We start from the raw sequence: 24,468 nt of genomic DNA, 5'->3' as shown, positions 1-24,468 counted from the left end.
TCATATGATTTTCCTTACCATTTTCCCGCATCGATATCCGATGGCTTCAAGCCCGCCCAGATATTCGGGATTTCAATCGTATCTGGATTTTCAAATACGAGAAATGCCGTTGGCAAATATCTTTCTCCCGAAGAGGAGGAAGGTTTATTCACGATCTCCCCATTTTCCGTGACTAACACGGTAGAGGAGCCCCCATCCAGATTAGCCGCGATAACGACATCATGCGCCAGCAATATTTCCTGCGCATCATATAAAGTTGCACCTATACTATATCCAGGCTGACGTCCATCGATCATCAAGAACAGGATTGCTCCGTCTTCACGCTGCCCCATGACCGTTCTTGGAGCTATTCCCCAGCCCTGTGAACGATTCGGAATAAGCCCCTTACCGTTCACGATTATACGCGGAGAAAAGCTTACCGCCTCAGAGACACCAAGTTCAATGAGCTCATCCACAGAGTATTTACCCGCTAGCATTTTGCCATCCTTATCAATACCGACGATTTGCACACTATTTTTGCTTCCTAGGCCATTGTAGAAAATTTTCCCGCCACTAATAACCAATCCAATCGGCTTAAATCCGTTTCCTCGCCAATTTGGATCTGAGAATCCGCCTGCATTCACACCCGCAATCGCGCCGGTCCGCTTCACCATACTAGAAACCTTCTCGCCCCGCCCTCTCTTGTTAGGGACAACAAGCCGTATTGACTTCGGATCTTGTACCGTAAGTAGGTACCCGTGATAGCCTTCTCCATCGATTTCCTCAATTGAAATAGGCTTCTCCGGCTCATCTACGACCACGCCGCCTTGTTCAGGCTCCGCTGGAATCGTATGCGTATCACGTTCTTCCCCCATCTCTTCGAACTGCTTTACATAAAGACCAACACGTTCTCGTAAAGCTTTCTCTCCAATAATATATTTGGCCCATTCCCGATGCTGAGTCGTAATTAATGAATCCGCAAGCATAAAGCGATATTCATTGCCCGATGGAGTTAAGAAAAACCAGCCAGAGAACAATACCGCAATCGTAAATCCCGTCACGACAAAGATCTTGAATAATTTCCATATAGACGATCTTTGCTTGCGCGGAGGTTTATTTTTACGAGATGAAATCCTTGGTGAAGGATTCTGATTTAATGTCGACGCCGCTGTTGAACCTCTAGGCGGTAATGACGATATGGCGTCCACTCTCCTTTGTAGCTTTTTTTACATACCCCCTTTATACGAGATAGAGGTGTATGTTGTTGCTTATCACTTAATTTTGTCGGTATTATCCCCGTAAGCGCCGAGAGTGAAGAAACCGAACCCTCTTCAGAAACGATAGAACTCTCAGTCTATCAGATAGACATGTGGGATTACACCCCTCTTCTGCTGCTGTGAAGGAAGCAAAGAAAAACGAAGCTAAAAAACAAGCAGCATTCGACACCATTTCCCAGGGAATGATGATTTAAAACATTAACCTACACAACATTAAAAGTCGCCCGAGTGTGGAGCGACTTTTGTTTATTCCAAGAGATGCAGTTATTTCTCGCAATGATTATTGGTATAATAGTGCAAACGAATAATTAGATGCTGGAGGAATTCCCATTGACTACTCATCCAAACTATCACATTGACCAACAGACTGATGGATTCCCGCTATATGTACTAAAGGAAGCAAATACGGATTCTGCAGTTGTCATCTGTCCTGAACGTGGGGGAATTGTTACGAGCTGTAGACTGCAAGGAACAGAGTTGTTGTACCTGGATCGGGAAACATTCCTCAATCCACAAGCGAACATTCGTGGCGGAATCCCCATATTGTTCCCAATCGCTGGGCAGTTAGTCAACGGGGAATATGAATGGAATGACCATACATATCAGATGAAAAATCATGGGGTAGCGCGTATCTTCCCATGGGAAGTTGTTGCCACGAACACGGAGGACTCTGCCTCCATAACCCTCTCCCTACACAGCAATGCTGAGACTTTAGCAGTCTATCCATTTGCGTTTGAGCTTCGATTTACTTATCGCCTCAAGGATGGCATCCTCTCGATTGAACAGCAATATATGAATCACTCCGAGCAAGCGATGCCGATGGTATCCGGCTTCCATCCCTATTTTGCAACGGAAGGTAAGAATCTTATCTATGGTACAGATGCCACGAAAATGCTGGACTATAACGATAAGCAGGTCAAGCCCTTCGATGGTTCCTTGCAACTTGAAGGAAAGGTGGAGTCCTTCGCACTGCTTGATGCAAGTAAACCAGAAATTACCTTCCCCTTGTCACAACGCCGTAGCGTCCAACTGACCTACAGCGAACAATTCCGCTACGCGGTTCTGTGGTCTGTAGAAGGAAAGCCATTCGTCTGCGTTGAGCCTTGGACCGCATTAAATGAAGCGTTGAACGACAAGAAGGAGCTGCTTATGGTTGCCCCTGGAGAGACATTGGATCTACAGTTGAACATCGCGCTTGTATAAAAAAGAAAACCCTCGATTCCCACTTTGAAGTGGTGTCGAGGGCTTTCGCATGTTTAGTTCATTTTAATGAACCACTTGCCGTCTATCTTCGTTAAGTTGTAATCATGTTGTCCTGTTTGCTTCTCTTCTTGAATCATTAATTCTATTGAGACGCTTACCTTTGCCATATTCCCAGTTTCCTCGACTTCTTCAATCTTATAGTCGTTAATGTTGACTTCATTCTGCTCGAAGCTCTTCCTTTGTCCCTCGATTAGGCTTTCCTTGTCCTGGCCATCAGGTAGATCGCTCGGCTCTATCAACACAAATTTGAACATTTTATCCGCGTCTTTTTTTTGAGCTGCTTTCATGAAGCCCTCAACAGCTCTCACTGGAGTAGACTGAGGGTCCGCATCACCCACGAACTTCATGATGAGATACACAATACCCCCCGCTGCTAATGCCAATAGAATGATGATTTTTGCGGTTTGCGGTAGCCTAAATGTTCTTACAGGTGGAAATCCTGCGAAGGGATCATCTTCCGATTGGTGTACCTGCTGTGAAGCCGCAGCCTCTTCTGTTAAGCGATTCATCCTCGATAATCACCTGTCCCATGGTATAATTCACTCATTATACCATTATATCTCTATTGATCTAGGAATATATTCCATCTAATGTTGAGAAAAACCGTCAGAGGTAACTTCAAGCTGAAGTGCAGTTACCCTGACGGCTCTTTATTTTTGTGCGGCTATATGGCTAACATGTTATTTCATTATAGATTTCAGAAGTTCAAGCAGATTCATAATCGCTTGAGCCGTTTCGGCTCGAATCGCCTTCGATTGAGCTGCGAATCTGCCGTCAGATTGACCTTGAACCAGCCCGATCTCCGTTGCTTTCCCAACCGCGGAATTTGCCCAAGCCGAGATTTGATCGGCATCCTTGTATTTTAGCGGCGAGCCGTTCCATTCTTTTTGACCATTGGTTACGTACTCGTAAGCCCTCATCAACAATACGGCCATTTGCTCGCGGGTAATGATCGCGTCCGGATCGAACTCTGCCTCCGATAATCCGTTAATCAAACCCGCCATGAATGCCGCCGCAATATCGGTCGCATACCAGGCATTCTCGGGAACGTCTCGGAATTTCGTTGTACCATGCCCCTTCAGTCCAAGGGCTCTAACCAATAGAGCCGTAAACTCCGCTCTTGTGGTCGGCTTGTCCGGCATAAACTCCGTTTCGCTTATACCAGTAACGATGCCTTTAGCCGCCAGCACCTTCAATGCTCGCGCAACCCAATGGTTCGCCGGAATATCAGCGAAAATTCTGTCAACCTCCAGAATGGCGTATTTGCCGGGCCGATTTGCCTCCGCCTTCACTGTATTGGAGGCGGTATCCACCGTTCCTCTGACATATTCCCATTTCCCCAACGCTTCGTTGAAATAGTACATGCCCAGTAAGTCTGCATCGGCTGAAGCAGCCACATACGGGAGGGCAATTTGCACGCCTTCGGGTCCTTGCCAATCCACTTCCTGATCGCCATTATTCAAAGATAAACGAACGTCATATATGGTGCCGACCAAGCGAACGTTAGCGGTTCCTCCGCCGACTAACGGTGACTTCCCGAGCGTGTTACCTCTAACGGGCTCAACGCTCAAATGTAATAACGCATCGCGTCCTGCACCCAAGCCGGATGTCAGAGCATCCAATGTGACGCGATCTACGTTAACCGTCGCATGACCAAATTCTACCCGAAGAGCAAGCTCACCCAATTGACTGTTGGAGATTTCGACAGAGTTGTGACCCTCCGTAATCTGGACAATTGCGATTCCATCTCGCACGGTCACTTTCGGCTTCTCAGCGATGGCGGGGGGATTTCCACTGTTTCCGCTATTCACGTTGCTGTTGTTGCCGTTATTCGTGTTGTTTCCGTTGTTTCCGTTGTTTCCGTTGTTTCCGTTGTTTCCATTGTTTCCGTTGTTGCCCTCGTTGCCGTTATTACCTTCGTTTCCGTTATTGCCTTCGTTCCCATTGCTTCCATTGTCCTTAGCAAGTGTCGTTACCGTAACTGTCGGTCCATCTATGCTCCAGGCACCGGAGGAGTTACCCGCTTCCACCTTAAACGAATACAAGGTCGCAGCGGATAAACCGGTAGCTTCATATGCGTAAACGGATCCTGTCACGGACGAGAGCTCAGCTCCGTTCTGGTAAATCTTATATTGCGTTATCGGATCATTTGCTCCCGACCACCGAAGCTGCACGGAATCAGAAGTTACGCGATCGGCTACAATTGCTCCACTAGCCCACGTAGGAAGAACTTGAACGTCAATCGAATACACCTTAGACGCTCCGCTTTCCGACGTCACGACAACAATCATACCCGGTTGAACGCTACCTGACGTTGCTGGCGTCGTTCCGTCACTCTCATAAACCCCGAATACCGCTCCCTCCACAACAGTTAATCGACTTGCGAATTGCTGCACCTCAGTACCGTATACGACCTTGCTTACGGATCCCGCTCCGCTGTCGACCTCGTAAATTCCTGAAGCCAGTGTCGTATCTGAACTCGGACCATAGAATTGCGTCTCGGTCACGGCTATAACCGTACCAGCCTTATATCCCAACTCTATGCGTATTCGCGATGTATTCACTGGATTGAACGTAATTTCATTCATTCCTACAGTAAATCCATCAGGAGAACTTACTGGATTCTCGACTGCAATCCAATTCCCACCGTCGAAATACTTGACCACGATGGATGACGGCAATGCATCTGCCCCACTATCTTTGAATAAATAAAGACTCGCCTTATCCACCATCTTACTTTCACCGAAGTCATATTGCAGCCACTCCACACCTGGTTGAGCAGGAAGGGTTCCCTTGTAGTTGTGCCAGCGATTATGTGGAAAATCCGTGTAAGAGATAATTCCATCAATTGTCTTCCATGCATTAGGAAGACTCAAATGCACAGCTGTGTACGAAGCGCTGGCAACTGGGTATCCTGTAGGGTTTGCTTCTTCGGCTGTCGGATTGTACGCCAGGTTCGAATGACGCTTGATGAAAATGGTATATCCCTTTCGGGTCGTGTCATCTTCCGCCGTCACAACCGCCTTCATTCCGGAAGCCACTCGTCCTTGAGTAACTTCCGTTATGCCGTCGCTGCCATACACTCGGACGGTTGCACCAGCAGCCGGTTGAAGATGCTGAATGAACGAACGAATCGATGTATTCGCTTCAACCTGTCGAATCGTTCTCTCAGAATCGTTAACGGTATACAGGCCTGAAGTTAAACCTGTATTCTGATTGGCTTTGGCAAGAACAATCAGATCGAACGACACCTCATACGAATGATTACCGACCGTAATCACCGCGGTTAACCTCACAGATTGATTCGGTCCGGTTGAAGGCTTCGACACCACACCCTCGCTATTGATCACATCGGGACGGGAAGATCTCCATGCAATCGTCTCGCCTCCAGGTCCCGTTGACGGAAGATTAAGATTGCTTATAACCTTGTCTTCGTCCTCATTCGTACCTTTAATATCATTAAATTGAATGATATACAATTCAGGCTCTGCCTCTGTCAATGTAACAAGATGTCTACCGCTCGAATGAATAAAATAACTGGCTTGTCCATCCTTGCTGCTAGTCACATAATTGACTTCCTCATGACCACTGATCTGATCCCTGTACACGATTTTGTAGGCTTTGTTATGTTGTAGCTGACTCCATACTACTTCCACAGGTACAGCTTCGTTTGTTACGATTTCCCGTGTATTTTGATCGTGCAAGGTAACGACTAGAGGATGATCTCTCCAGTTATAATTCACTGTGACACCGTTCAAAGACGGATCGAGCATCGGATCAAGTACCAATCGATTGTATTGAGGCTTGAGGCCGATAATGAAATTATAAAATCCGGAAGCAGGCCTTACATTCGAGCTCATCCAAGCTTCATGCTTGATAATGCCGCCGTTCATATCCCAACGATACCAGCTTCCGTCCCACATCCCGTCAACGGCATATTCCTGCACGGCTCTTTTTAACATAGCCAAAGGCTTCTGAGTGTCGCCAATCTTCGCATATGCCCCCATCATGTCATATGTCATCTGCAGGAAGATTCCACCATTAATAAAGGACTTCCATGGGTCACGGGCTGACTCCCAAGCTTTCCTTTGGGTTGGAAAAATCTCCAGGTTGTTTGCTTGCATAAACTCCGTATACCCGTTCATGATGTTCTGTGCACGCTGGTCATCAACCATTCCGAAGATAATGGGGTAAGCGTTCGTAAAGATATGACTGATATCATCGTGAGCGTTACCGTTGATGTCTCTCCAGTACACAAAAGATTGGGTCGCCGGAGACCAGAAGCCACCGTCCGATACATCTTTATTTAAGGTTTCCTTGATCAATGCCGCCCTGCTTCTGTATTGATTAGAGCGAACTTTATCTCCTAGCACTTTTTCTTCAATTTCAGCCCAATCCTTTAACCCCTTATAGAGCATAATGTTGGCGTATGCATTTTCCATACCAACCTTACTAATAAACACCGAGTCATTCCAATCATTTCCGGAATCATTCTGCTCGAATCCTTCGATTATGCCGTTCTTATTTAAGTCCCTGGCATCATCAAGTACCCAGCCCAATATATTTCTGGTCATATCGGTTACTTCATTCAGCCATTCCTCATCACCTGTCAAATTATAAATATTGACGATTCCTGCAATGAATTGACCATAAGTATCAAGCAAATAGCTATGAATCCATGGGGACTGATCATAAATCCGCGCGTATAATTTCCCTGTTCCCAAAGCCTCATAATTCGTATCCCTGACAACTCTCACAAAATTTTTCAACGTCTCTAGGTTCGCACTATTCCCTGCTCCTTGGGTTCCAATGGCATTGACAGTATACCACCAGGTTTCATATGGACCCATGCCGTTCACATCTGTATCCGCCATTCCGACATTCTTATCGATTACATTAGATCTTCCGAAATCCTGCATATACTGAGCGAGCATATTTTCGTCCAGACCGGAACCTTCTGGAATTGATCCAAGATCATAATATTTGTCCGTGTCATTTGCGGCCTTGAAGGAATATACCACTTGATCCAATTGACCGGCATCTGCCTGAACGGGGTTGAAGTCTTCATTGGTGTATACATATATGGGCAGGATAGTACCTTTCGGAAACGAAAAGTCATCCTTATTCAGCTTATGTTCAACGATTAGCGATCTGCTACCCACGGTAGGACGCCAGATCTTGGTCGCAGTATTACGGTTAGAGGTCATCGATATACTCAGAGTCTTCTCGTTCAGCTTATCGATAAAATCCATATCCGTAGTGTAAAAAGAATACTTCGTGTTGGGGTAACGTAGCTGATTTAGAGCATGACCAATCCGGACTCCGGACAAGAATCTATTGGCTATATTTCGGTTATGATCGAGCAGGATGAAGGAACCACCATCTTCTGTCCTCTGCACAACATCAAATGCCGTTTTCTGAAAAGCGAATGACAGCGACCGCTGGTTCATCATCGTCAAGCTGTCCTCATACGCTCTGTCTAGCTGCAACCGAATATCGTCAGCTTCAACGTTGATGGTCCAAGTTTCACGAACCACTTTATTATCGCTAGAATAAACAATATCGCTGAACACCACTTGATTACCGACAATATTTACTGTAGGCGAAGCCGCTAATTGTTGTGTTCCCTCCCAGCCCCTCGGATCATCGGCTCCACTTGATATCGTGGATATATCGACGGCGCCATTGTAAACCTGAATTTCAGTTGCGCCGGAATAGGATTTAGATTGATGCTGAAGCATAAATCGTATCTTCGACGTGTTGATTGAATCAAACACTACTGTATTTACCGCATTGCCTGCAGGGACAGCGGGACTCTTCACTTGATTCACGGCTGCAACCCATGAAGTACCGTTCCAGTATTGAATCGCATAGCTTTGAGGAGCTTTCACTCCTCCGCCATCAGCCCAGAAATAGAGCTTGGCCGAATCCATCTTACGAATGGACCCGAAATCATATTCGACCCAATCTGATGTGACCCAATTGCTCCCCGCCCGATAGCTGGTCCAACGATTCCGCGGGACATCCGTATAGGAAATTATGCCATCGTTCAGCCGTAATACGCCATCCAGAGAATGCACGAAAGAAAATGATGCGCTTACATTTGGATTCGCGGCAGTGCCGGTATTGATCCCTGAGCCGGAAACCCCATCCGCGTCAATGACCTCCACCGTTCCTCCCATCTTCATTGAGCTGATGACTAACTTATGGTCATAATCAAATTGCATAGAAAGTTGATCATTGGAAATCCCAACTGTATGATTATCTGTGTCGTGAACAATGTTTGCAGAACGACTTATTTCCTCCGCTTGAGCAACGGAGGAGACGGGAAGCGATGTATATATAAGTAATGAAGCAAGCATCCATATAAACGGTTTTTTGAATCTTCTCATCTCAATATCCTCCTGTAAATTGGTTAATTATTCATCGCCACCGCAATACATCTGAACTCATCCTGTCCTTCGAACACCTCAACGATCGTCGGATCGCCTTCGCGCCAAGGACGACAAGCGCAATAGAAATGATAAAGAGTTCCGTTCCACATTACGACCGAGGATTTGTGTGCATGAATCTCGTCCAGATCGCCCGATCCGCCATGCGGGAGCAATGGTTTGTCCAGCGTCACCCAATGTAGCAAGTCTTCCGAAACGGATAATAAACCCTGAGCATGCGTCCCATCTAATCCGAAACCGAAGTTCAGCCAGCGCTCACCGTCATAACGAATACAAGGGTCGCTGTAGAATTGACTGTAGAACGTCCCTTCTTCGAATGGCATGATCGGATTGCCGGCATACCGTTCCCATTGAATCAAATCAGTCGATGTCGCGACGCCTGTTTCTTCCTTCCATGGCCATACGCTAGAGCCTTTCGCATTATAGAACATCCAGTACTTACCCTCATGCTCTAGTAAACAGCACTTATACAGACCTTCCTTCTCCCACTCCCCGCCGTTCTCATAAGTGAAAACCGGTTGTTCAAGGCGGTGCCACGTCCGTAACGATTCGTCCGTCGTCCAAGCCAGCCCCATAACGGCGCCCCCTGCTTCATAGCCTTCACCCGGATACGAGTGATAGATCATCCAGTACCGCCCGTCCAGCTTGCGGAGAGTTGGCACCTCTCGAATATCGTTCGACTCCAATAAGATCCAAGAGCCCGCCGCCCCGACTCGATCCCACCGATCCGAATTTTCCAGACGAGACAGAATGACGGCTTCATGCCGCCATTCCAGCAGATTGTCGCTTATAGCCAATGCCGTCTGATAGCCGATACCGTCGAACCCGACATGCATCATGTAAAATTGGTCGTTGTGCCGGAAGACGAACGGACAATCAACGCCTTGTGAATCATAGCTCTCTCCGATCCCGGAGCCGACCAATGCCGGTGTTTCTCTTCTATTAGAAGTACTCCATTGCGCTAGTAATGCTTCTTCATCCAATTTCATTCCGCTCACCCTTTCACTGCGCCTGCAGCGACACCTTTTATGATATATTTTTGCAGCATGAGATAAATAATGAGCACGGGGATCGCGGCAAGAATGAGCGATACCAGCGCAAGATTCCATTGCTGGCTGTATGTTCCGAAATAACGGTAAACGGTCAATTGCAAAGTCATCACTTCTTCCCGTTGAAGCATAAGGAAAGAGAGGATGAAGTCATTCCATACCCATAGCACGTTCAATACCGCGGCAGTCGCGGTGACAGGCAGCAGCAACGGAACGATAATACGAAAGAAAGTTTGATAGACATTCGCTCCGTCGATTCTCGCCGCTTCCTCCAACTCAGCCGGAAGCTGGGTCATGAAGCCCCGATAGAGGAAGATTGTAAATGGTGAGAATAACGCAATAATCATGAGTACGAGCCCGAATCTCGAATTCATCAGATTCAGTTCGGAAGCCAGCTTGACGAGCGGAATCATGATCGTCTGGAAAGGTACCATCATCGACAGCGTGAAGAACATGAGCAACCAGAAGCCACGCGAGCCCTTCATCCGCGAAATCCGGTAAGCCGCCATTGCACTGAACAACAGAGTAAATCCGACTCCAAACAACGTAACGAGAACGGTATTCCAGAGGGCGCGAGGATAGTGCATGTCCTTCCACACCTGCTTGTAATTGCCGAATTGCCATGTTTCCGGCCAGGATACGAACGAGCGAAGCATTTCCCCGTTCGTCTTGAAGGAATTCAGCAGCGCGAACAGGATTGGCAGCAGGAACAGCAGCGCTAGAAGCACCGCTACGATTTCTCCAAAACCTCTTCGGATCATGCGCTCACCTCCTTGCTCCGCATAACGCGGAATTGAACAAGCATAACGATAACAATGAACAAGCAGAAAACAATTGAACGGGCCGTTCCCGAACCGTAAGAATTGGCCGTGAACGCTTCGCGATAAATGTTGATCGCCAAACTCTGGCTGGAATTCGCCGGACCACCACCGGTCAACGACAGGATGAGATCGAACACCTTGAAGGAATTCGTCGTCGTTAGGAACACGTTAGAGATAATCGCTGGCATGAGTAACGGAAGCGTCATTTTCCAGAAACGTGTCCAGCTTCCCGCTCCATCCACGTGCATCGCCTCTTTCAATTCACCCGGAATGCCCTGAAGCCCAGCCAAGTAGATGACCATGGCAAGCCCGACGCTGGACCATAAGGATACACCAGCGATTGGATACAGAATGTGGTCGGGATTGCCTAAGAAGCTGTAGGTAAGAAAATCCCACCCTAGCTTCGTCCCCATCTCATAGAGCACGGAGGAGAAGAAAAACTTCCATAGAAATCCGACCACGATCAAGGAAATCACGTTCGGTGAGAAAAAGATAACTCTGAGCGCGTATTTCGATTTCAGCTTCGAATCGACTAGCAGCGCGAGAAGCACACCGAAGACGTTAACAAGCACAATATTCAGCGCAGAAAACTTCAAGGTAAACAAGAAGGAATCGCGGAAGTCCCCGCTGTTCCAGAGCATATCGGTGTAATTACGGAAGCCCACCCACTGAAACGTAGATTGCAGACCGTCCCAGTCAGTGAAGGAATATAAGAAGGAGCCGCCGAGTGGCACGACAAAAAAACAAATATACAAAATACAGATCGGCCCTATGAAAGACAGCGTGATTCCGAACTTTCTCAGTTTTGATGAAGCTCCAGATGACATTTCAAACCACTCCTAGAAGAGTAGAAGGACACTTGTAAGGTGTCCTTCTGTCTCTAAATCTTTATTTTTTTGCCCAAGATTTTGCGATATCCGTCACGACTTCTTCAACTGTTTTTTTCTTAAAGAAATATCCTTGCATGTTCGCTTCCGCCTCTACCCTAGTGGAGCCGTTCATCAGCACCTGCGACCACGGAACGACCTTCTGTTCGTTCACGTAAGAGAGGATGTCATCAGCGATTGGATTGCTAGATACCGTTACCCCTTCGATAGCCGGAATTTGTTTCATGTTCTCGTTAGCGATGGCGTTACCTTCTTTAGTCGTGAGCCATTCGAATAGCTTCTTAGCCGCTTCCTGATGCGCGGATTTGGCAGTAATCGCATAGGATACGTTCACGTTAACACCCATCTTCGCTTCATCTGGATTGTCGCTATACGGAATAGCGCCGAAACCGAGATTCACTTCCGGATTTATATCCGTGATGCTGGAGTATGCCCAGTAACCCTGCTGAAGCATGGCCACTTTTCCTTGTGCAAGAAGCGACAGACTTGCGTTGTAGTTGTTCGAAGCCGCTTGTGGATCGGTGTTTCCGTAAATGGTGTCTAAGGTTTTGAAGCCTTGTTTCAGGCGATCGGATTGAATGGACTGTCCTGCTTTTGCGCTCTCAGCAAGCGCTTTGACGTCATCCGTAGTTCCTGCAATGGTCGTGAATAGCGTATGAGCAAGTGTCCAACCATCCGCTACTGCCAAGCCGAAAGGCGAGATATTCTTAGCTTTAAGCTTATCGACAGCAGCGAGCAATTCCGTCTGCGTCTTAGGGAAAGCCTCAATACCCGCTTCCTTGAATAGGTCTTTATTGTAGAAAATCCCCATTCCAGATATGTCGAGCGGGATACCATAGATTTTGCCGTCCGGCGTCTTCATCTGGGAGCGAATCTGCTCCGAGTAATTTCCAATGTAGGCATCACTGGCTAGGTCGAGGATATGTCCGGCTTGACCAAGCTCCAGAAGATCTCCGTATTCGCCCATTACAATATCAGGCATGTCGTTGGATGCGATCTTCGTCTTAAGCACAGTGTAGTAATCTTGGTCGTTCACCAGTAAGTCGACTGTAATGTTCGGGTTCTGCTCGGTAAACTTCTTGAACGTTTCTTCAAGCGCCTGGCGCTTGTCCATATTGAACAGGAAAGCTGTGAGCGTTACGGGCTCTCCCACAACAGAGCTTGCACTTGGCGAAGCACTTTCTCCAGCAGGAGTAGAAGCCGGGCTTTCCGATGAAGGCGAAGCGTTATTGCCGCCATTGTTGCCGCAGCCACCAAGCACCATTGAAAGGCTTAACAATAGTGTAGATGTTAGGGCTAGCAGATTCTTTTTGCGCAAAATAATGACCCCTCTCGAATTGAATATCCTCATTATAAGGAATTCCGAAGGGGTCACCTACTATAATATTAAGGGATCGATTAGCACGATATTAATGTGTTTTGCCTTTAAACAATACCCGGTACTCCGAAGGAGTACTTCCGTACTCTCTCTTAAATAACTTATCGAAGTAACTGAAATGGTCGTAACCAACGGCCGAAGCGATAGCCGATACAGAAAGACCATCTTCCTCCAGCATTCGCCTAGCCATATCCAAACGCTTAGAATGAATATATTGAATCACTGTAACCCCGAACTGCCGTTTAAACTGGGTTGCGAGATATTCTTTACTGATGAAGAAACGCTCGGCCAAATCCGCAAGTGACATCTCCTCTCGATAACAAATGTCGATATACTCCTTTACCGCCAGCGCCCTATTCCCGGATGCCTTTCCTTCAGACTTGGAGCTTGTTGCTGCGTTCATGAAGAAATTCAGACATTCCTCGAAAAGTTCCATCGCCTTCTTCTTGTCGAAAGCGATCTTCATCGCAAACGGCTCTACGCGGTCCAAGGAGCCAGCGGCATAAGCTCGGAAGCCAAACTCCGTTCCTACTTGAGTTTGGAGCATCGTCCACGTTTGGAATAGGAACATCGCCGACAAGCACTGGGAAGAAGTCGCGGTTTCGAACAATTCCTCTAGTTCCCCCCGAATACGGAACGCCAGCCCATGCTTGATGAGATGACAAGCCTTCGGGACGAACGCGGTAACAAGCTCCTGCAATTCCGGAGTAGACACCGTTCGACTCCCAAAACCGTTTCTCTTGACTAGCAAGTCCAGATCCAGCGTATAGAGATCGGCATAGAACGCCGTATCCTCTAACATGGCAATCGTCGAGGAATAATCCGCCATCGTCATGCTTTCTTCCGCTGATATCGAGATACAAGATAGCTTAAGCACTTTCTCGAAGACGTCTCGAAGCCCCTTCAGTGTAGCAGCGGACGAGGCTGAGGCCGGAACGATCAGCCAGTGACTCCAATCGTATCTTCCAGAAGGCCCGGACAGAAGCGTAATTCCTTCCTGCTCCGCATATTCGGCGATCAGCTTTCCGATTGCGTACGCCAATAAATCCTTGTCCTTGTGGAATCGTTCCTGCAGCACCTTTTCGAAATTTTTAACTACGATCGTTTGAACCTCACAGGAATTTCCACTCACAAATCCAGGCAGCAATGCTAGCTCGTCCTTCGTCAGCTTTCGTCCTTCATATAGATTGCTCAGGACGGAGGCGCGATGCAACTGTGACTTCTCTTTCTTCATTTCTTCCCATAGTCTTTCGGTCTGGCGCTGGAACCGGCTTTTGTCCATCCGCTCCTTCGCTTTATTCAGTGCCGCCTCGATATCATCCCGATCGAAGGGCTTCAGCACATATTCGACGGCCTCATTCGAGAGAGCATGCTTAACGAAACCGAAATCGTTATGCCCACTGATGACTATGACCGGTGTCTCGAGCTTGAGGGCACGAATATGCTCCAATAGCTCGTTGCCGTTCATCTCCGGCATGATCATGTCGAGCAGAATCAGATCGGGTGTTTCCTCCCGAACAGCGGCCAACCCTTCCAAACCTGTCTCTGCCTCACGGATAAATTCGATTGTTGGCTCGATATCAAGCAGCAGCCTCTTCAATGCCCTTCTTACTTTCGGTTCATCTTCGATAATGAGAACTCTCATGATGTCGCACCTGCCTTCCAACTTATCGAAACGCTTGTCTGTCCCTCGCTGGCGTGGATTTCAATCCCGTCAGATCCGGGGAACAAATATTGTATTCTTTTATGCACGTTCGCAAGACCCACGCTTGTTCCCAATGATCCGCTTTCCCGCACATGAAGAGTTAACCTGCTCGCTTCGGACTCATCGACCATTCCCGCCGTATCGGTAACCGCTACGATCATCCGCCCGTCTTCCTCCCTAGCTGAGATCACGATCGTACCCTGTCCTTTCCGCGATACGCCATGCACGACGGCATTCTCCACGATAGGCTGTAGGCTTAGCTTAAGTATCAGGGCCTCCTCCAGATGCTTGGGGATGTCGATACGGAACTCCAGCCGGTGCTCGAATCGATATTTCTGAATGGCAAGATAGTTACGGATATGTTCAATCTCTGCAGCAAGCGTCACGATATCGTCTTTATGATCTGTCGTGTATCGGAACATAGCGGATAGCGATTTGACCATTTTACAAACGTTGTCCGCCCCAGCCTCCAAAGCTTCGGAATAGATCGAGGTTAACGTATTGTACAGAAAATGCGGATTAATCTGTGATTGCAGAGCTCTCATCTGCGCGACGGACTCACTCATTTTCAACTCGTATTCTCGTTTGATTAATTCCTCGATCCGTACGACCATCGAATGAAACTGGAGCTCGAGATAACCAATCTCGTCCTTTCGTTCGCGTTTTGGCGTCCACCCAGCCATGCTGAAATCCCCTTTACCAACCTTGCGCATCCGTTGCACCAAGCTATGAATCGGTACGGATATTTGTCGGGATAACATGAGCCAGAGCACGATTCCTGCCAGGAGGAAAGCAACTCCCCATAACACCGTAGGCTTAACCGCAGCCCAGGCAATTTCCTGAAGCGTCTTCTTGGACAAATAGGTGGCGACCGTCCAACCGTAGACATTCGCTTCGCTAACGATCTCCAACTGATCGCTACCGTTTAGCTGATCTTTAACCGTCGAATAGATGACCGTTCCATCTGAGTCGCGGATTTCCGTATTTTCCACGATGAAGTCTTTGCCCAACATATTTTGAAAATAGGTAGTTCCCAGATCGATGCCAATGACTCCAGCCTGCCTCTTCTCGATAACGTCGGGAATCGATCGGCCTACGAACAGAACGGGCTGTTCTGATGTCGCACCTACAATCGAATTACGAACGACGACCAGATTGCCATCATGCTTCTTCGTTTCCTCGATCCACGCTGGACTCTCCGCAGGAAGAACCGATTGATTACGCACGTCCAAATACTTGGCGTTTACTTTGAACATTTGATGGCTTGAGTCCAAATACAAATACACGTTACTGAAATCGTTCAGCGAGTGGGTCAATATTTTGAGCAAATTCTCCACCCGGCGCTGCTTTGCAATCGTCTCTACACCCGTGTGCTGGCTTTCCGTTACGAAATTGTACAGCTCGGCTGTTTGATAAATACTCAGAATATTGTTGTCCATCCCCCGAATGGACAGCTCGAACGACTGATTAAGTCGGTCAGCTTGCGACTTGTATTGGGTAATCAGTTCATTCTTCAGACGATTGTTAATCGAATTGTAAGAGACGAATACGTTAACAGCGAGCGGAAGAATCGTACAGAATAAGAGCAACAGCAGCAATTTCGTTTTGATCTTCAGAAGTCTCACCGCCAGGTCATTAAGATGATGAACATTTAACCCCCTTATTAAAACATACGGATGCCGCTTTTGTAATCCTCAACTTACAAAACAAAAGCCCTCGATTCCATTGAGGAACCGGGGCTTTCGTTTGTTTAATTTAATCTACTACTTCTGATGTTTTGGGGAACAATCGCTGTTCCAATAATTCCACCGACTCACGCATTTGCCCTGAGATATGCTGTTTAAGCAGGGCAAGCATCGCTCGTAAGATTAATTGATTTTTATGAATCGGTTTGACGACCTCTTCCTTCAACAACGCCAGCGCGGCAAGTAAGTCACTTTGAGTTTGCATATCCCAAGTCGATTCCGAAGTGGTGATCTCATTCACAAGCTCTTGGATAAGGGCAATTTCTACATTTCCCTCTTCTTGTACATAGCCCGCAAGATTCCGAAGTAAAACTAAGTCCATCGGAGGTAAAATCGGCTCTTCTTCTGCTCGCTTGATCCCGGAAATGAGATCATCCAAGCGACGTACAAGAAACCGGCTTAACCGCAGATCATCAAATTTAGTGTTACCGAAAACAATTGACTCGAAATACTGCGCTACAATACCCGATAATAAGGCTGATGCATCGCCCAAATAGGATTCAACAGAATTGCCGTAGATGGCTAGAAGATGATTCGTATTCCATAGCTGAGCCCTCGCTCGCATGCGACTCATTAGTTTCTGAATATGTGGATGTAGCCCAGTCAGCGGCTCCTTTAAGAGCATCCGCATGAAGTCCAGATGATCTCTTAGGAAGCGGAATTGCCTTTCTAATTGCGTGGCCAGCTTATCTCTTGGTGAGAGACCCACTTCTTCTGGGAGTACCTCCATCCCTACATATAACATTTCGCCATAATATTCAATAACCGATATAAGTAGATCGTCTTTCGACTTGAAATAGAAGTAGATGGAGCCCTTGGCCATGCCGAGCTCATCAACGATTTCTTGAATTGTAGTTGCGTAAAACCCTTTGCGAGCAAAGCAATAAATCGCTGCATCTAGAATTTGCTTCTTCTTATCTTGCATGGCCAACTCCATCACCTCCGTTCCCATTATGAATTAACAATTAAACTGTTGCCTTTTTCGGTTTGCGTCTCATTTTCATAAGCAGCTCATAAATGATCGGCACGATCAGGAGCGTAAGCAACGTCGAGCTGATCAACCCTCCAATAACGGTAACTCCAAGCCCTTTGGAAATTATACCTGCGCTCTCGAAACCAAAAGCAAGCGGTAGAAGTGCTCCAATTGTGGCAAGTGCAGTCATCAGAATCGGACGAAGTCGCGTTCCACCCGCTTCAAGTAACGCCTCGCGAGTTGACATGCCTTCATTCTCCTTATGAATAACACGGTCGATAAGAACAATCGCATTCGTGACAACGATACCGATCAGCATCAATGCACCCATCAGAGCAGATACACTTAACGTCTCACCCGTCACATACAAGGCTGCAAGTCCACCAATAATCGTGAACGGTAAGGAGAACATGATTGCGAACGGTGCAAGTCCACCACCGAATGCAAGCACGAGCACTAAATACACGATCGCAATCGCTGCAAGCATCGCAAGACCAAGCTGCGTGAACGTTTCATTGATTTGCTCCGTAACACCACCGAAATTCACTTCAACAGATGACGGTTTCTCTAATTTATCTACTTTGGCTTGTAAATCACTGGACACCTTAGAAACATCAGATTTCGTGATATCCGCTGTTACATTTACAACCATTTTTCCGTTTTGTCTAGTAATCGAGTTTGGTGAAGTGCCTTCCTCGACTTTAGCCACATCGCGAATCGGTACAGCTATACCAAGAGGAGATTGCAGCTTAGAATCCAGAATATCATCCACATTATTATATTGAGCTGTTGCAACGTCTACGTAAACGTTGTATGTCTTGCCTTGCTCTTCCACTTGCGTCAATACCGGACGAGCACGCTGTGGGCTTAATGTCATTGCTATCTGACCTGCAGTCAACCCGTATTGGCTGAGCTTCGCTTGGTCAGCTACAATTGTATATTGCTCGTACGTCTTAGATAGGCTTGTATCTACTTTATCAAAGGAATCATCAGCTTTCATGAGATCCGCAATTTGATTAACGACTGGAGTAATATCGTCCAAGTTTTCGCCGAAGACGCTAATACTAAAGCCACTTCCGCCCATTCCGCCACCCATGTCCATCTCTGTCCATTCTCCTGTTGGAACAGCTTTGTGCAAGCCTTCAACTAAGGCTGTTTTCTTATCAGCGAAATCCTTCGTATCGCTCTTATACTGAACGAAGAACAATCCGGATTTCGAAGGTCCTGGCTGGAGAGGATTAGATCCCCCTATCGAATACTGCAGGCTCGTAATATCCGATTGCTCCATAATATATTTCTCAGCGATCAAAGCTCGTTGCTCTACATCTTCAACACGATCTCCTGGTTCAGGAGAATAAGTCACCATTGTGAATTTGTCCTCTTGATCAGGCAAGAAGCTGACTCCGATTAACGGAACTAGGAACATACTGCCGACAAGTAGGGCAAAAGAGATGACTAGCGTTATAATCTTGTGGTTCAAAGCTTTAGTCAGAAAACGACGATAGCCATTAGCAAGACGGCCTGGCTTCTCTTCGTGATTGTGGACTTTGTCCGCTTTGATTCCGTTCTTGAACATTTGATGAGCCAGCATTGGCACAACCGTAACGGCGACAAGCAAGGAAGCCAGTAGTGCAAAAACAATCGTCAGTGCGAACGGAAGGAAGATTTGACCAACCATTCCGCTTACTAGTCCAAGCGGCAAGAATACCGCGATCGTTACGATCGTGGACGACATGATTGGCAGGAACATCTCGCGCGTTGCTTCCAGGACAAGTTCTCTACCCTTCAGCTTCTCTCCGGCAAGCGACATACGACGGTATATGTTCTCGATGACCACAATCGAGTCGTCGACAACCCTCCCGATGGCAACAGTCATCGCTCCAAGTGTCATAATATTTAAGGTAATATCAAATTGCTTTAAGAAAAGAACAGCAATAATGAGCGACAAAGGTATCGAAACAATGGAAATGATCGTTGTACGGATATTTCTAAGGAATAGCAATATAACGATGACTGCGAATAATGCACCGAATAACGCCTTGGTTAGCATCGTTTCAACAGACTTCTCGATCGGCTCCCCTTGATCTAACAGAACATCCAGCTTCAGATCAGAGAACTTTTCCTTTAGCTTGTCTACCTGATCTTTAACACCATTAACAACGTCAACTGTATTGGCATCATTAGCTTTAACGATCTGAATTCCGATGGATTCCTGACCATTCGTGCGTGAGATGGATTCAGCTTTACCCGCTATCGCAATGTCGGCAATGTCACCTAATTGGACCGTGTTTAATCCGGCCCCTGCTGCTGGGGCCTCTTGATTAGCCGCACCTGCATTAGGTCCAGTAGCCGAAGGTATAACTGGAATTTCGATTTTCTTCAAGTCGTCGATTGTTGTGATACGTCCATCAACAACAACGGTCTTCTGAGTCTTATCTAATTGGAACAACCCAAGCGGAACCTTTAAGGCAGAGCCTTGCACGATTCCTTTGATCGTTTCTTCGTTAAGGCCTAGCTCGGTAAGCTTGGCCTTGTTGAATTTCAAGGTTACTTCTTGAACATACTGACCCGCGATCTGAACGGAAGCAACACCCGTTACCCCTTCAAGATCAGGCTGTATTTCTTCAGATACAATTTTCGTCAGCTCTTCTAGACTTCCATGTCCCGACGCGCTTAACGAAATAACTGGGAAGGAATTGATTGAGAACTTCGAAATGTCAGGCGTCGCAATCCCTTCTGGGAGTGCAACATCAGCAGCCGCTTCCCTTAATTGAGATACAGCCTGATCCATATCCTGACCGAAATCGTATTCGACGAATATAGAAGAAACGTTCTCCATAGAAGTCGAAGTCAAATTCTTAACCCCTTCAACATTCTTAAGACGCTTCTCTAACGGTTCAGTAATTTGCTTCACGACAGCATCCGGTGCAGAACCCGGGGAAATCGTAGTCACGCTTAAGAAGGGCAGGCTAAGGTTAGGCAGGCTCTCTTGCTTCATAGTCAAACCGGAATACAAACCGGCAATGATTACGATGATTGTAATCATCCATAAAGCAAATTTATTCTTTAACGAAAATCCAATAACGCTTTTCATCTTCTCCACTTCCTCCTCTTGATCTCTCTTTTCTTTAGATTATCGAACGGCTGGTCGAAAGTCAAATTCAGGCGCGATTATTTCATTGATTTATCAGGGAAATAGGATTGAACAATCGTTCGAATGATCTACCCGCATTCTACACATAGCCCTCACTACACCCTCACTATCCATCCCTATAGCTTCTCCTGCCCTCTATTTTTTAGTTATTTTTTATTCGTAAAAAAGAACGTTCAGAAACGAGCTTCTGAACGTCCTGGTCATGAATACGATCATCGAGACCTCTAACTATTTCATCAAATCGACTTCCCATTTATACGACTGTTAATGCTTTGCCGATATTCTAAGGGGGTAACACCGAGAGTTTCCCTAAAGACTCGATTGAAATGCTTCGTATTATCGAAACCAACCTTCTCACCAATCTCAAGCACCTTCAATTCGGTCGTCTCGAGGAGCTCCTTCGCTTTACCGATCCGCAGGTTTTTCAAGTATTGGACAAAGCTCATCCCCGCAAACTCCTTGAACGCTTGGCTGAAGTAAGAGTAATTAAGGGAAACATGATTGGATACCATCGTCATGCTTAGCTCCTTATCAAAGTTGTCCCGAATATATTCCGCAGCCTTAAACATATCCTTCTGATCGACGTGGACCGACTTCAAACTCCGGATGTAGTCGTTCAAGCTTAACAGCAAGCCTTCCACACATTGGATATAGTCATGAATAATCGTAAAATTGTATAAGCTACCGGCCATCTTATACAACTTTATGATTTCAATCGATGCTTCACCATAGGTGTAGAACACTTTATCGAACACTTGTTCATTTAACTTCAGACTGACTGCCTCGAAGTAGTCAATATCCGCCTCAGCTAGCGTTGGAGCAGAGAATAGCTCTAAGAGTAGCATCTTCATCTCTTTATCCCTGTCCGTTCCCATCATATTAGCTAGCTTATGGATCGTATCTTCAGGAACCTGGTAGGAGCGACTCCTATGCTTAAGCTGTTCATAATGAATCAATATCGAATCCGACCTACCTAGCAAAAGACGGTATTTAAGGGCGTGGCGAGCTTCTTCATATTTGACTTTGAGTTGACCCACCGTTTCTCCTCTTCCACTTATTCCAGTAGCGAACGTCCCTGTTCCACCCGATGCAGAGGCTAGATGATCCGTCATCCCTTGAAGCAGCTCTTGTCGGGACGCTAACACTACGAGACGGCCGTCCTTGTCTTCTAAGGAGAGGAGTGTTCCCTCCAGCTCACGACCGGATAAATATTCTTGCCCTTTTATTACATTGCGTTGATTGTCCGGAGAATCTAATATCCCAATATAATAAGAAGGCTCAAACTCCTGAAGGCCCGCTTCTAACGCTAAGGATGCCACTTCCTCTGAACCCATATCCGATCTCGCCCACACGTGCTGAAGTGTATTGATCCGCATGCCTTTCCGATATTTATCCGTCACCTCAAGCTTGTTATGGATCGATTCCTGTTGCTTAAGCTCAGCTTCAATCCGATTAAGTGCTCCGAACAAATCCTCACGGATGATCGGTTTAAGCAAATAGTCCCTTACTTTGTGCTTAATTGCTTCTTTGGCATATTGAAAATCATCATAGCCACTTAAGATGAGCAGCGCAGGCCCATCTACAATATCCGTCAGCTGTTTAATTAAGGCGATCCCGTCCATGATCGGCATTCGAATATCCGTAAGAACGATGTCAGCTGGGCTCTGCATGAATTGCTCCAACGCTTGCTGACCGTCCGCCGCGAGGAAAATATGATAAGCTCCCGGATATTCCCGCTCAATCATTGCCTTAAGGCCATTCCTGATATTTCGTTCGTCATCCGCAATTAGTAATGTCCGCATATTAAGAGAGCCCCCCACTTAAAATGAGATGTGGAATACGAATCGTAATTCGCGTGTAGCTTCCTAACTCACTCTCGACATGTAATCCGTATTCTTTGCCAAAGAAGAGTTGGATACGGCTATGAACGTTCACTAACCCAATGCCACTCCCTTGACCAGGATGGCTTCCTCCTTGGCCACTCCAATCACCTGATACGCCTTCTCTGCGTGTGATTCGACTGTTAAGCTCATACACCTGCTCTGAGGACATTCCCGCTCCATCATCTGTGACTGAGATAAGCATCAGATCAGAATCTAATTCCGCACGAATGACGATATTCAAATCCCTATCCCGAAGCCCGTGCTTAACGGAATTTTCAACGACTGGCTGGAGCGACATCTTTAACAGCTCTTGATTCATCGCGTCCGCGGGTATATCCGTTATTAGCTTCATCTTGTTGTCAAAGCGGATATTGGCAATATTAATATAATTACTAATATGACTAAGCTCATCCTTCAGACGCACATATTCACTTGTCCAGCGCATGTTATATCTCATCATACTCCCCAACGAGGTCAGTGCATCTGAGATATCTCGCTGATCGTTGATTTCTGCCATCATCTTAATGTTCTCGAGTGTATTGTATAAGAAATGAGAATCGATCTGATTTTTGAGTGTGGCGAGCTCTGCACCTTTAGCAGCAGCCTGCTTGTTCACCGCATCTGCGATAAGCTCGTTAATTTTACGTAACATTTTACGGAAATGGTGGGCTAAGTCTCCAACCTCTCCTCCACCACGGATGTTAATGTCAAAGCCGAAGTCTCCCTGCCTCACCTTCTTCATCGAATCCGTCAACACGTGTAGCTTCTTGAGAATGAAGGAGTTCAAATAATAGGTAGATAGCGTCAAGATGGCGATTAGGATGAAGTTTGCGAGAATAATTTGGTTGCGGGTCTTGTTGATCCCTTCATAGACGGGCAGGAGCGACGATACCTTCAGCATGTAAATATCCAAAGGCTCGATGTAGGAATAGACACCCAAGAACGGAGCACCTGCCACCTTAAATTCAAAGCTGCCCTTGCTGATCTTGGTAGGTTCGATAGAAGCGAGTTGTTGCATTACCATGGCATCCGTTAAACCTGATCGATCGAAGAAGCTATTAGCAGAATTACGGTAAATGCTACCCTTCCGATCAAAAATCACCAGTTGGGAATGATCATCCTGTAAGGCATTGAATGTATTCGGAAAGAAATTGGTCAGTAGCATATCGACTTCTGATATGCCAACATGGGATCCTTTCGGATATTGCATCTCCCTGTAAAGAGAGATTCTAGGACTGATCACTTCTTCTCCTTTAAGCCGGCTTTGAAGAATTTCACGTGTCGATCTACTAAATACCCAAACGTCTTGTTGATCCGCTTCCATAACAGTCTTATGCCAAGGATCCTTCTGAATCCGACTTTCGTGATAAAGAACGGGATACATTTCATTGGTAGCTGGATTACTCATAAAGATACGGATGAGCTCAATGCTTGGGTTATTATATTGAATTCTGACAATGTTATAAAGGTTAATCCGATCTAGATCAATCAGATCCTCAACACTCAATTCATTTGGTTGATCTAAGTAATCGTATACATGCGGTTCGATCCTTGCCCTTTCCGCAGCCCTCTTCATCGTTTCCATGTTGTTATGAATACTAACCTGTTCAATCTCCAATGCATATTCGTTATTCTTCTGTAGCTCTTGAATCGTATTTCCTGTTAACCCTCGGAAAATATACATAGAGATGAGAATACTCGGTAGCAGAATAATAAGAATATAGGAGATCACGAGCCTCTGCTGCAAGGTCAGCTGTTCAATCCCATACACCACTCTGTCCTTTTTTCTTTTCCAATAAATAGACAATGTCTTCACATCTCTTTCGCAGCGGGTCGTGCAGTTATTCTATCATGCGCGCCTATCGATGACGCTAGAAAAGTCCAAAAAAACCCAGAATTACT

The 24,468-nt window shown here is 46.4% G+C and carries 14 protein-coding genes; 1 reads left to right on the top strand and 13 read right to left on the bottom strand.

Going from position 1 to position 24,468, the window contains the following annotated elements:
- Positions 1-14: 14 nt before the first annotated feature.
- Complete coding sequence (locus M1K58_RS09995; protein ID WP_372339147.1) at positions 15-1,112, bottom strand: phosphodiester glycosidase family protein; 1,098 nt, start codon at positions 1,110-1,112, stop codon at positions 15-17.
- Between the two features lie 474 nt (positions 1,113-1,586).
- Here M1K58_RS09995 and M1K58_RS09990 point away from each other — a divergent pair, with 474 nt between their 5' ends.
- Positions 1,587-2,459, top strand: a complete 873-nt coding sequence (locus M1K58_RS09990) for an aldose epimerase family protein (RefSeq protein WP_256758677.1) — start codon at positions 1,587-1,589, stop codon at positions 2,457-2,459.
- 53 nt (positions 2,460-2,512) lie between these two features.
- Here the strand turns inward: M1K58_RS09990 and M1K58_RS09985 are convergent, their stop codons facing one another.
- The 12 genes from M1K58_RS09985 to M1K58_RS09930 form a co-directional block, all read right to left on the bottom strand.
- Positions 2,513-3,028 carry a nuclear transport factor 2 family protein gene (locus tag M1K58_RS09985; RefSeq protein WP_256758676.1) on the bottom strand — a complete coding sequence of 172 codons (516 nt, stop codon included), beginning with the start codon at positions 3,026-3,028 and terminating at the stop codon, positions 2,513-2,515.
- 171 nt (positions 3,029-3,199) lie between these two features.
- Positions 3,200-8,911: an S-layer homology domain-containing protein gene (locus M1K58_RS09980; protein ID WP_256758675.1), complete on the bottom strand. Its 5,712-nt coding sequence runs from the start codon at positions 8,909-8,911 to the stop codon at positions 3,200-3,202.
- A gap of 23 nt (positions 8,912-8,934) precedes the next feature.
- On the bottom strand, positions 8,935-9,960 hold the full coding sequence (locus M1K58_RS09975; RefSeq protein WP_256758674.1) for a glycoside hydrolase family protein: 1,026 nt from the start codon (positions 9,958-9,960) through the stop codon (positions 8,935-8,937).
- Positions 9,961-9,965: 5 nt separating this feature from the next.
- Entirely contained in the window at positions 9,966-10,781 is an 816-nt protein-coding gene (locus M1K58_RS09970) for a carbohydrate ABC transporter permease (RefSeq protein ID WP_256758673.1), read from the bottom strand.
- A complete protein-coding gene (locus M1K58_RS09965; protein ID WP_256758671.1) occupies positions 10,778-11,668 on the bottom strand; it encodes a carbohydrate ABC transporter permease in 891 nt (296 codons plus the stop codon). The genes M1K58_RS09970 and M1K58_RS09965 overlap by 4 nt, the downstream gene beginning before the upstream one ends.
- A gap of 61 nt (positions 11,669-11,729) precedes the next feature.
- Positions 11,730-13,046 (bottom strand): ABC transporter substrate-binding protein, encoded by a 1,317-nt coding sequence (locus tag M1K58_RS09960; protein ID WP_256758670.1) that lies wholly within the window; start codon positions 13,044-13,046, stop codon positions 11,730-11,732.
- A 91-nt stretch (positions 13,047-13,137) separates the two neighbouring features.
- Complete coding sequence (locus M1K58_RS09955) at positions 13,138-14,751, bottom strand: response regulator transcription factor (RefSeq protein WP_256758669.1); 1,614 nt, start codon at positions 14,749-14,751, stop codon at positions 13,138-13,140.
- Positions 14,748-16,436 carry a cache domain-containing sensor histidine kinase gene (locus M1K58_RS09950; protein ID WP_256758668.1) on the bottom strand — a complete coding sequence of 563 codons (1,689 nt, stop codon included), beginning with the start codon at positions 16,434-16,436 and terminating at the stop codon, positions 14,748-14,750. The genes M1K58_RS09955 and M1K58_RS09950 overlap by 4 nt, the downstream gene beginning before the upstream one ends.
- A gap of 130 nt (positions 16,437-16,566) precedes the next feature.
- Entirely contained in the window at positions 16,567-17,481 is a 915-nt protein-coding gene (locus tag M1K58_RS09945) for a TetR/AcrR family transcriptional regulator (RefSeq protein WP_256758749.1), read from the bottom strand.
- 40 nt (positions 17,482-17,521) lie between these two features.
- Positions 17,522-20,623: an efflux RND transporter permease subunit gene (locus M1K58_RS09940; RefSeq protein ID WP_256758667.1), complete on the bottom strand. Its 3,102-nt coding sequence runs from the start codon at positions 20,621-20,623 to the stop codon at positions 17,522-17,524.
- Between the two features lie 296 nt (positions 20,624-20,919).
- On the bottom strand, positions 20,920-22,485 hold the full coding sequence (locus M1K58_RS09935; RefSeq protein ID WP_256758665.1) for a response regulator: 1,566 nt from the start codon (positions 22,483-22,485) through the stop codon (positions 20,920-20,922).
- Position 22,486: 1 nt separating this feature from the next.
- A complete protein-coding gene (locus M1K58_RS09930) occupies positions 22,487-24,373 on the bottom strand; it encodes a sensor histidine kinase (RefSeq protein ID WP_256758663.1) in 1,887 nt (628 codons plus the stop codon).
- Between the last annotated feature and the right edge of the window lie 95 nt (positions 24,374-24,468).

The sequence above is a fragment of the Cohnella sp. WQ 127256 genome (genome assembly GCF_024519285.1).
Lineage (GTDB): Bacteria > Bacillota > Bacilli > Paenibacillales > Paenibacillaceae > Cohnella.
Note: the sequence above shows the minus strand (reverse complement) of the source record. Positions and strands in the feature narration are given on the sequence as shown.

Bases quoted from the DNA above. Each gene is read 5' to 3' on its own strand.
- M1K58_RS09940 (WP_256758667.1), bottom strand. From the start codon at position 20,623: ATGAAAAGCGTTATTGGATTTTCGTTAAAGAATAAATTTGCTTTATGG.
- M1K58_RS09985 (WP_256758676.1), bottom strand. From the start codon at position 3,028: ATGAATCGCTTAACAGAAGAGGCTGCGGCTTCACAGCAGGTACACCAA.
- M1K58_RS09970 (WP_256758673.1), bottom strand. From the start codon at position 10,781: ATGATCCGAAGAGGTTTTGGAGAAATCGTAGCGGTGCTTCTAGCGCTG.
- M1K58_RS09955 (WP_256758669.1), bottom strand. From the start codon at position 14,751: ATGAGAGTTCTCATTATCGAAGATGAACCGAAAGTAAGAAGGGCATTG.
- M1K58_RS09975 (WP_256758674.1), bottom strand. From the start codon at position 9,960: ATGAAATTGGATGAAGAAGCATTACTAGCGCAATGGAGTACTTCTAAT.
- M1K58_RS09935 (WP_256758665.1), bottom strand. From the start codon at position 22,485: ATGCGGACATTACTAATTGCGGATGACGAACGAAATATCAGGAATGGC.
- M1K58_RS09965 (WP_256758671.1), bottom strand. From the start codon at position 11,668: ATGTCATCTGGAGCTTCATCAAAACTGAGAAAGTTCGGAATCACGCTG.
- M1K58_RS09980 (WP_256758675.1), bottom strand. From the start codon at position 8,911: ATGAGAAGATTCAAAAAACCGTTTATATGGATGCTTGCTTCATTACTT.
- M1K58_RS09945 (WP_256758749.1), bottom strand. From the start codon at position 17,481: ATGCAAGATAAGAAGAAGCAAATTCTAGATGCAGCGATTTATTGCTTT.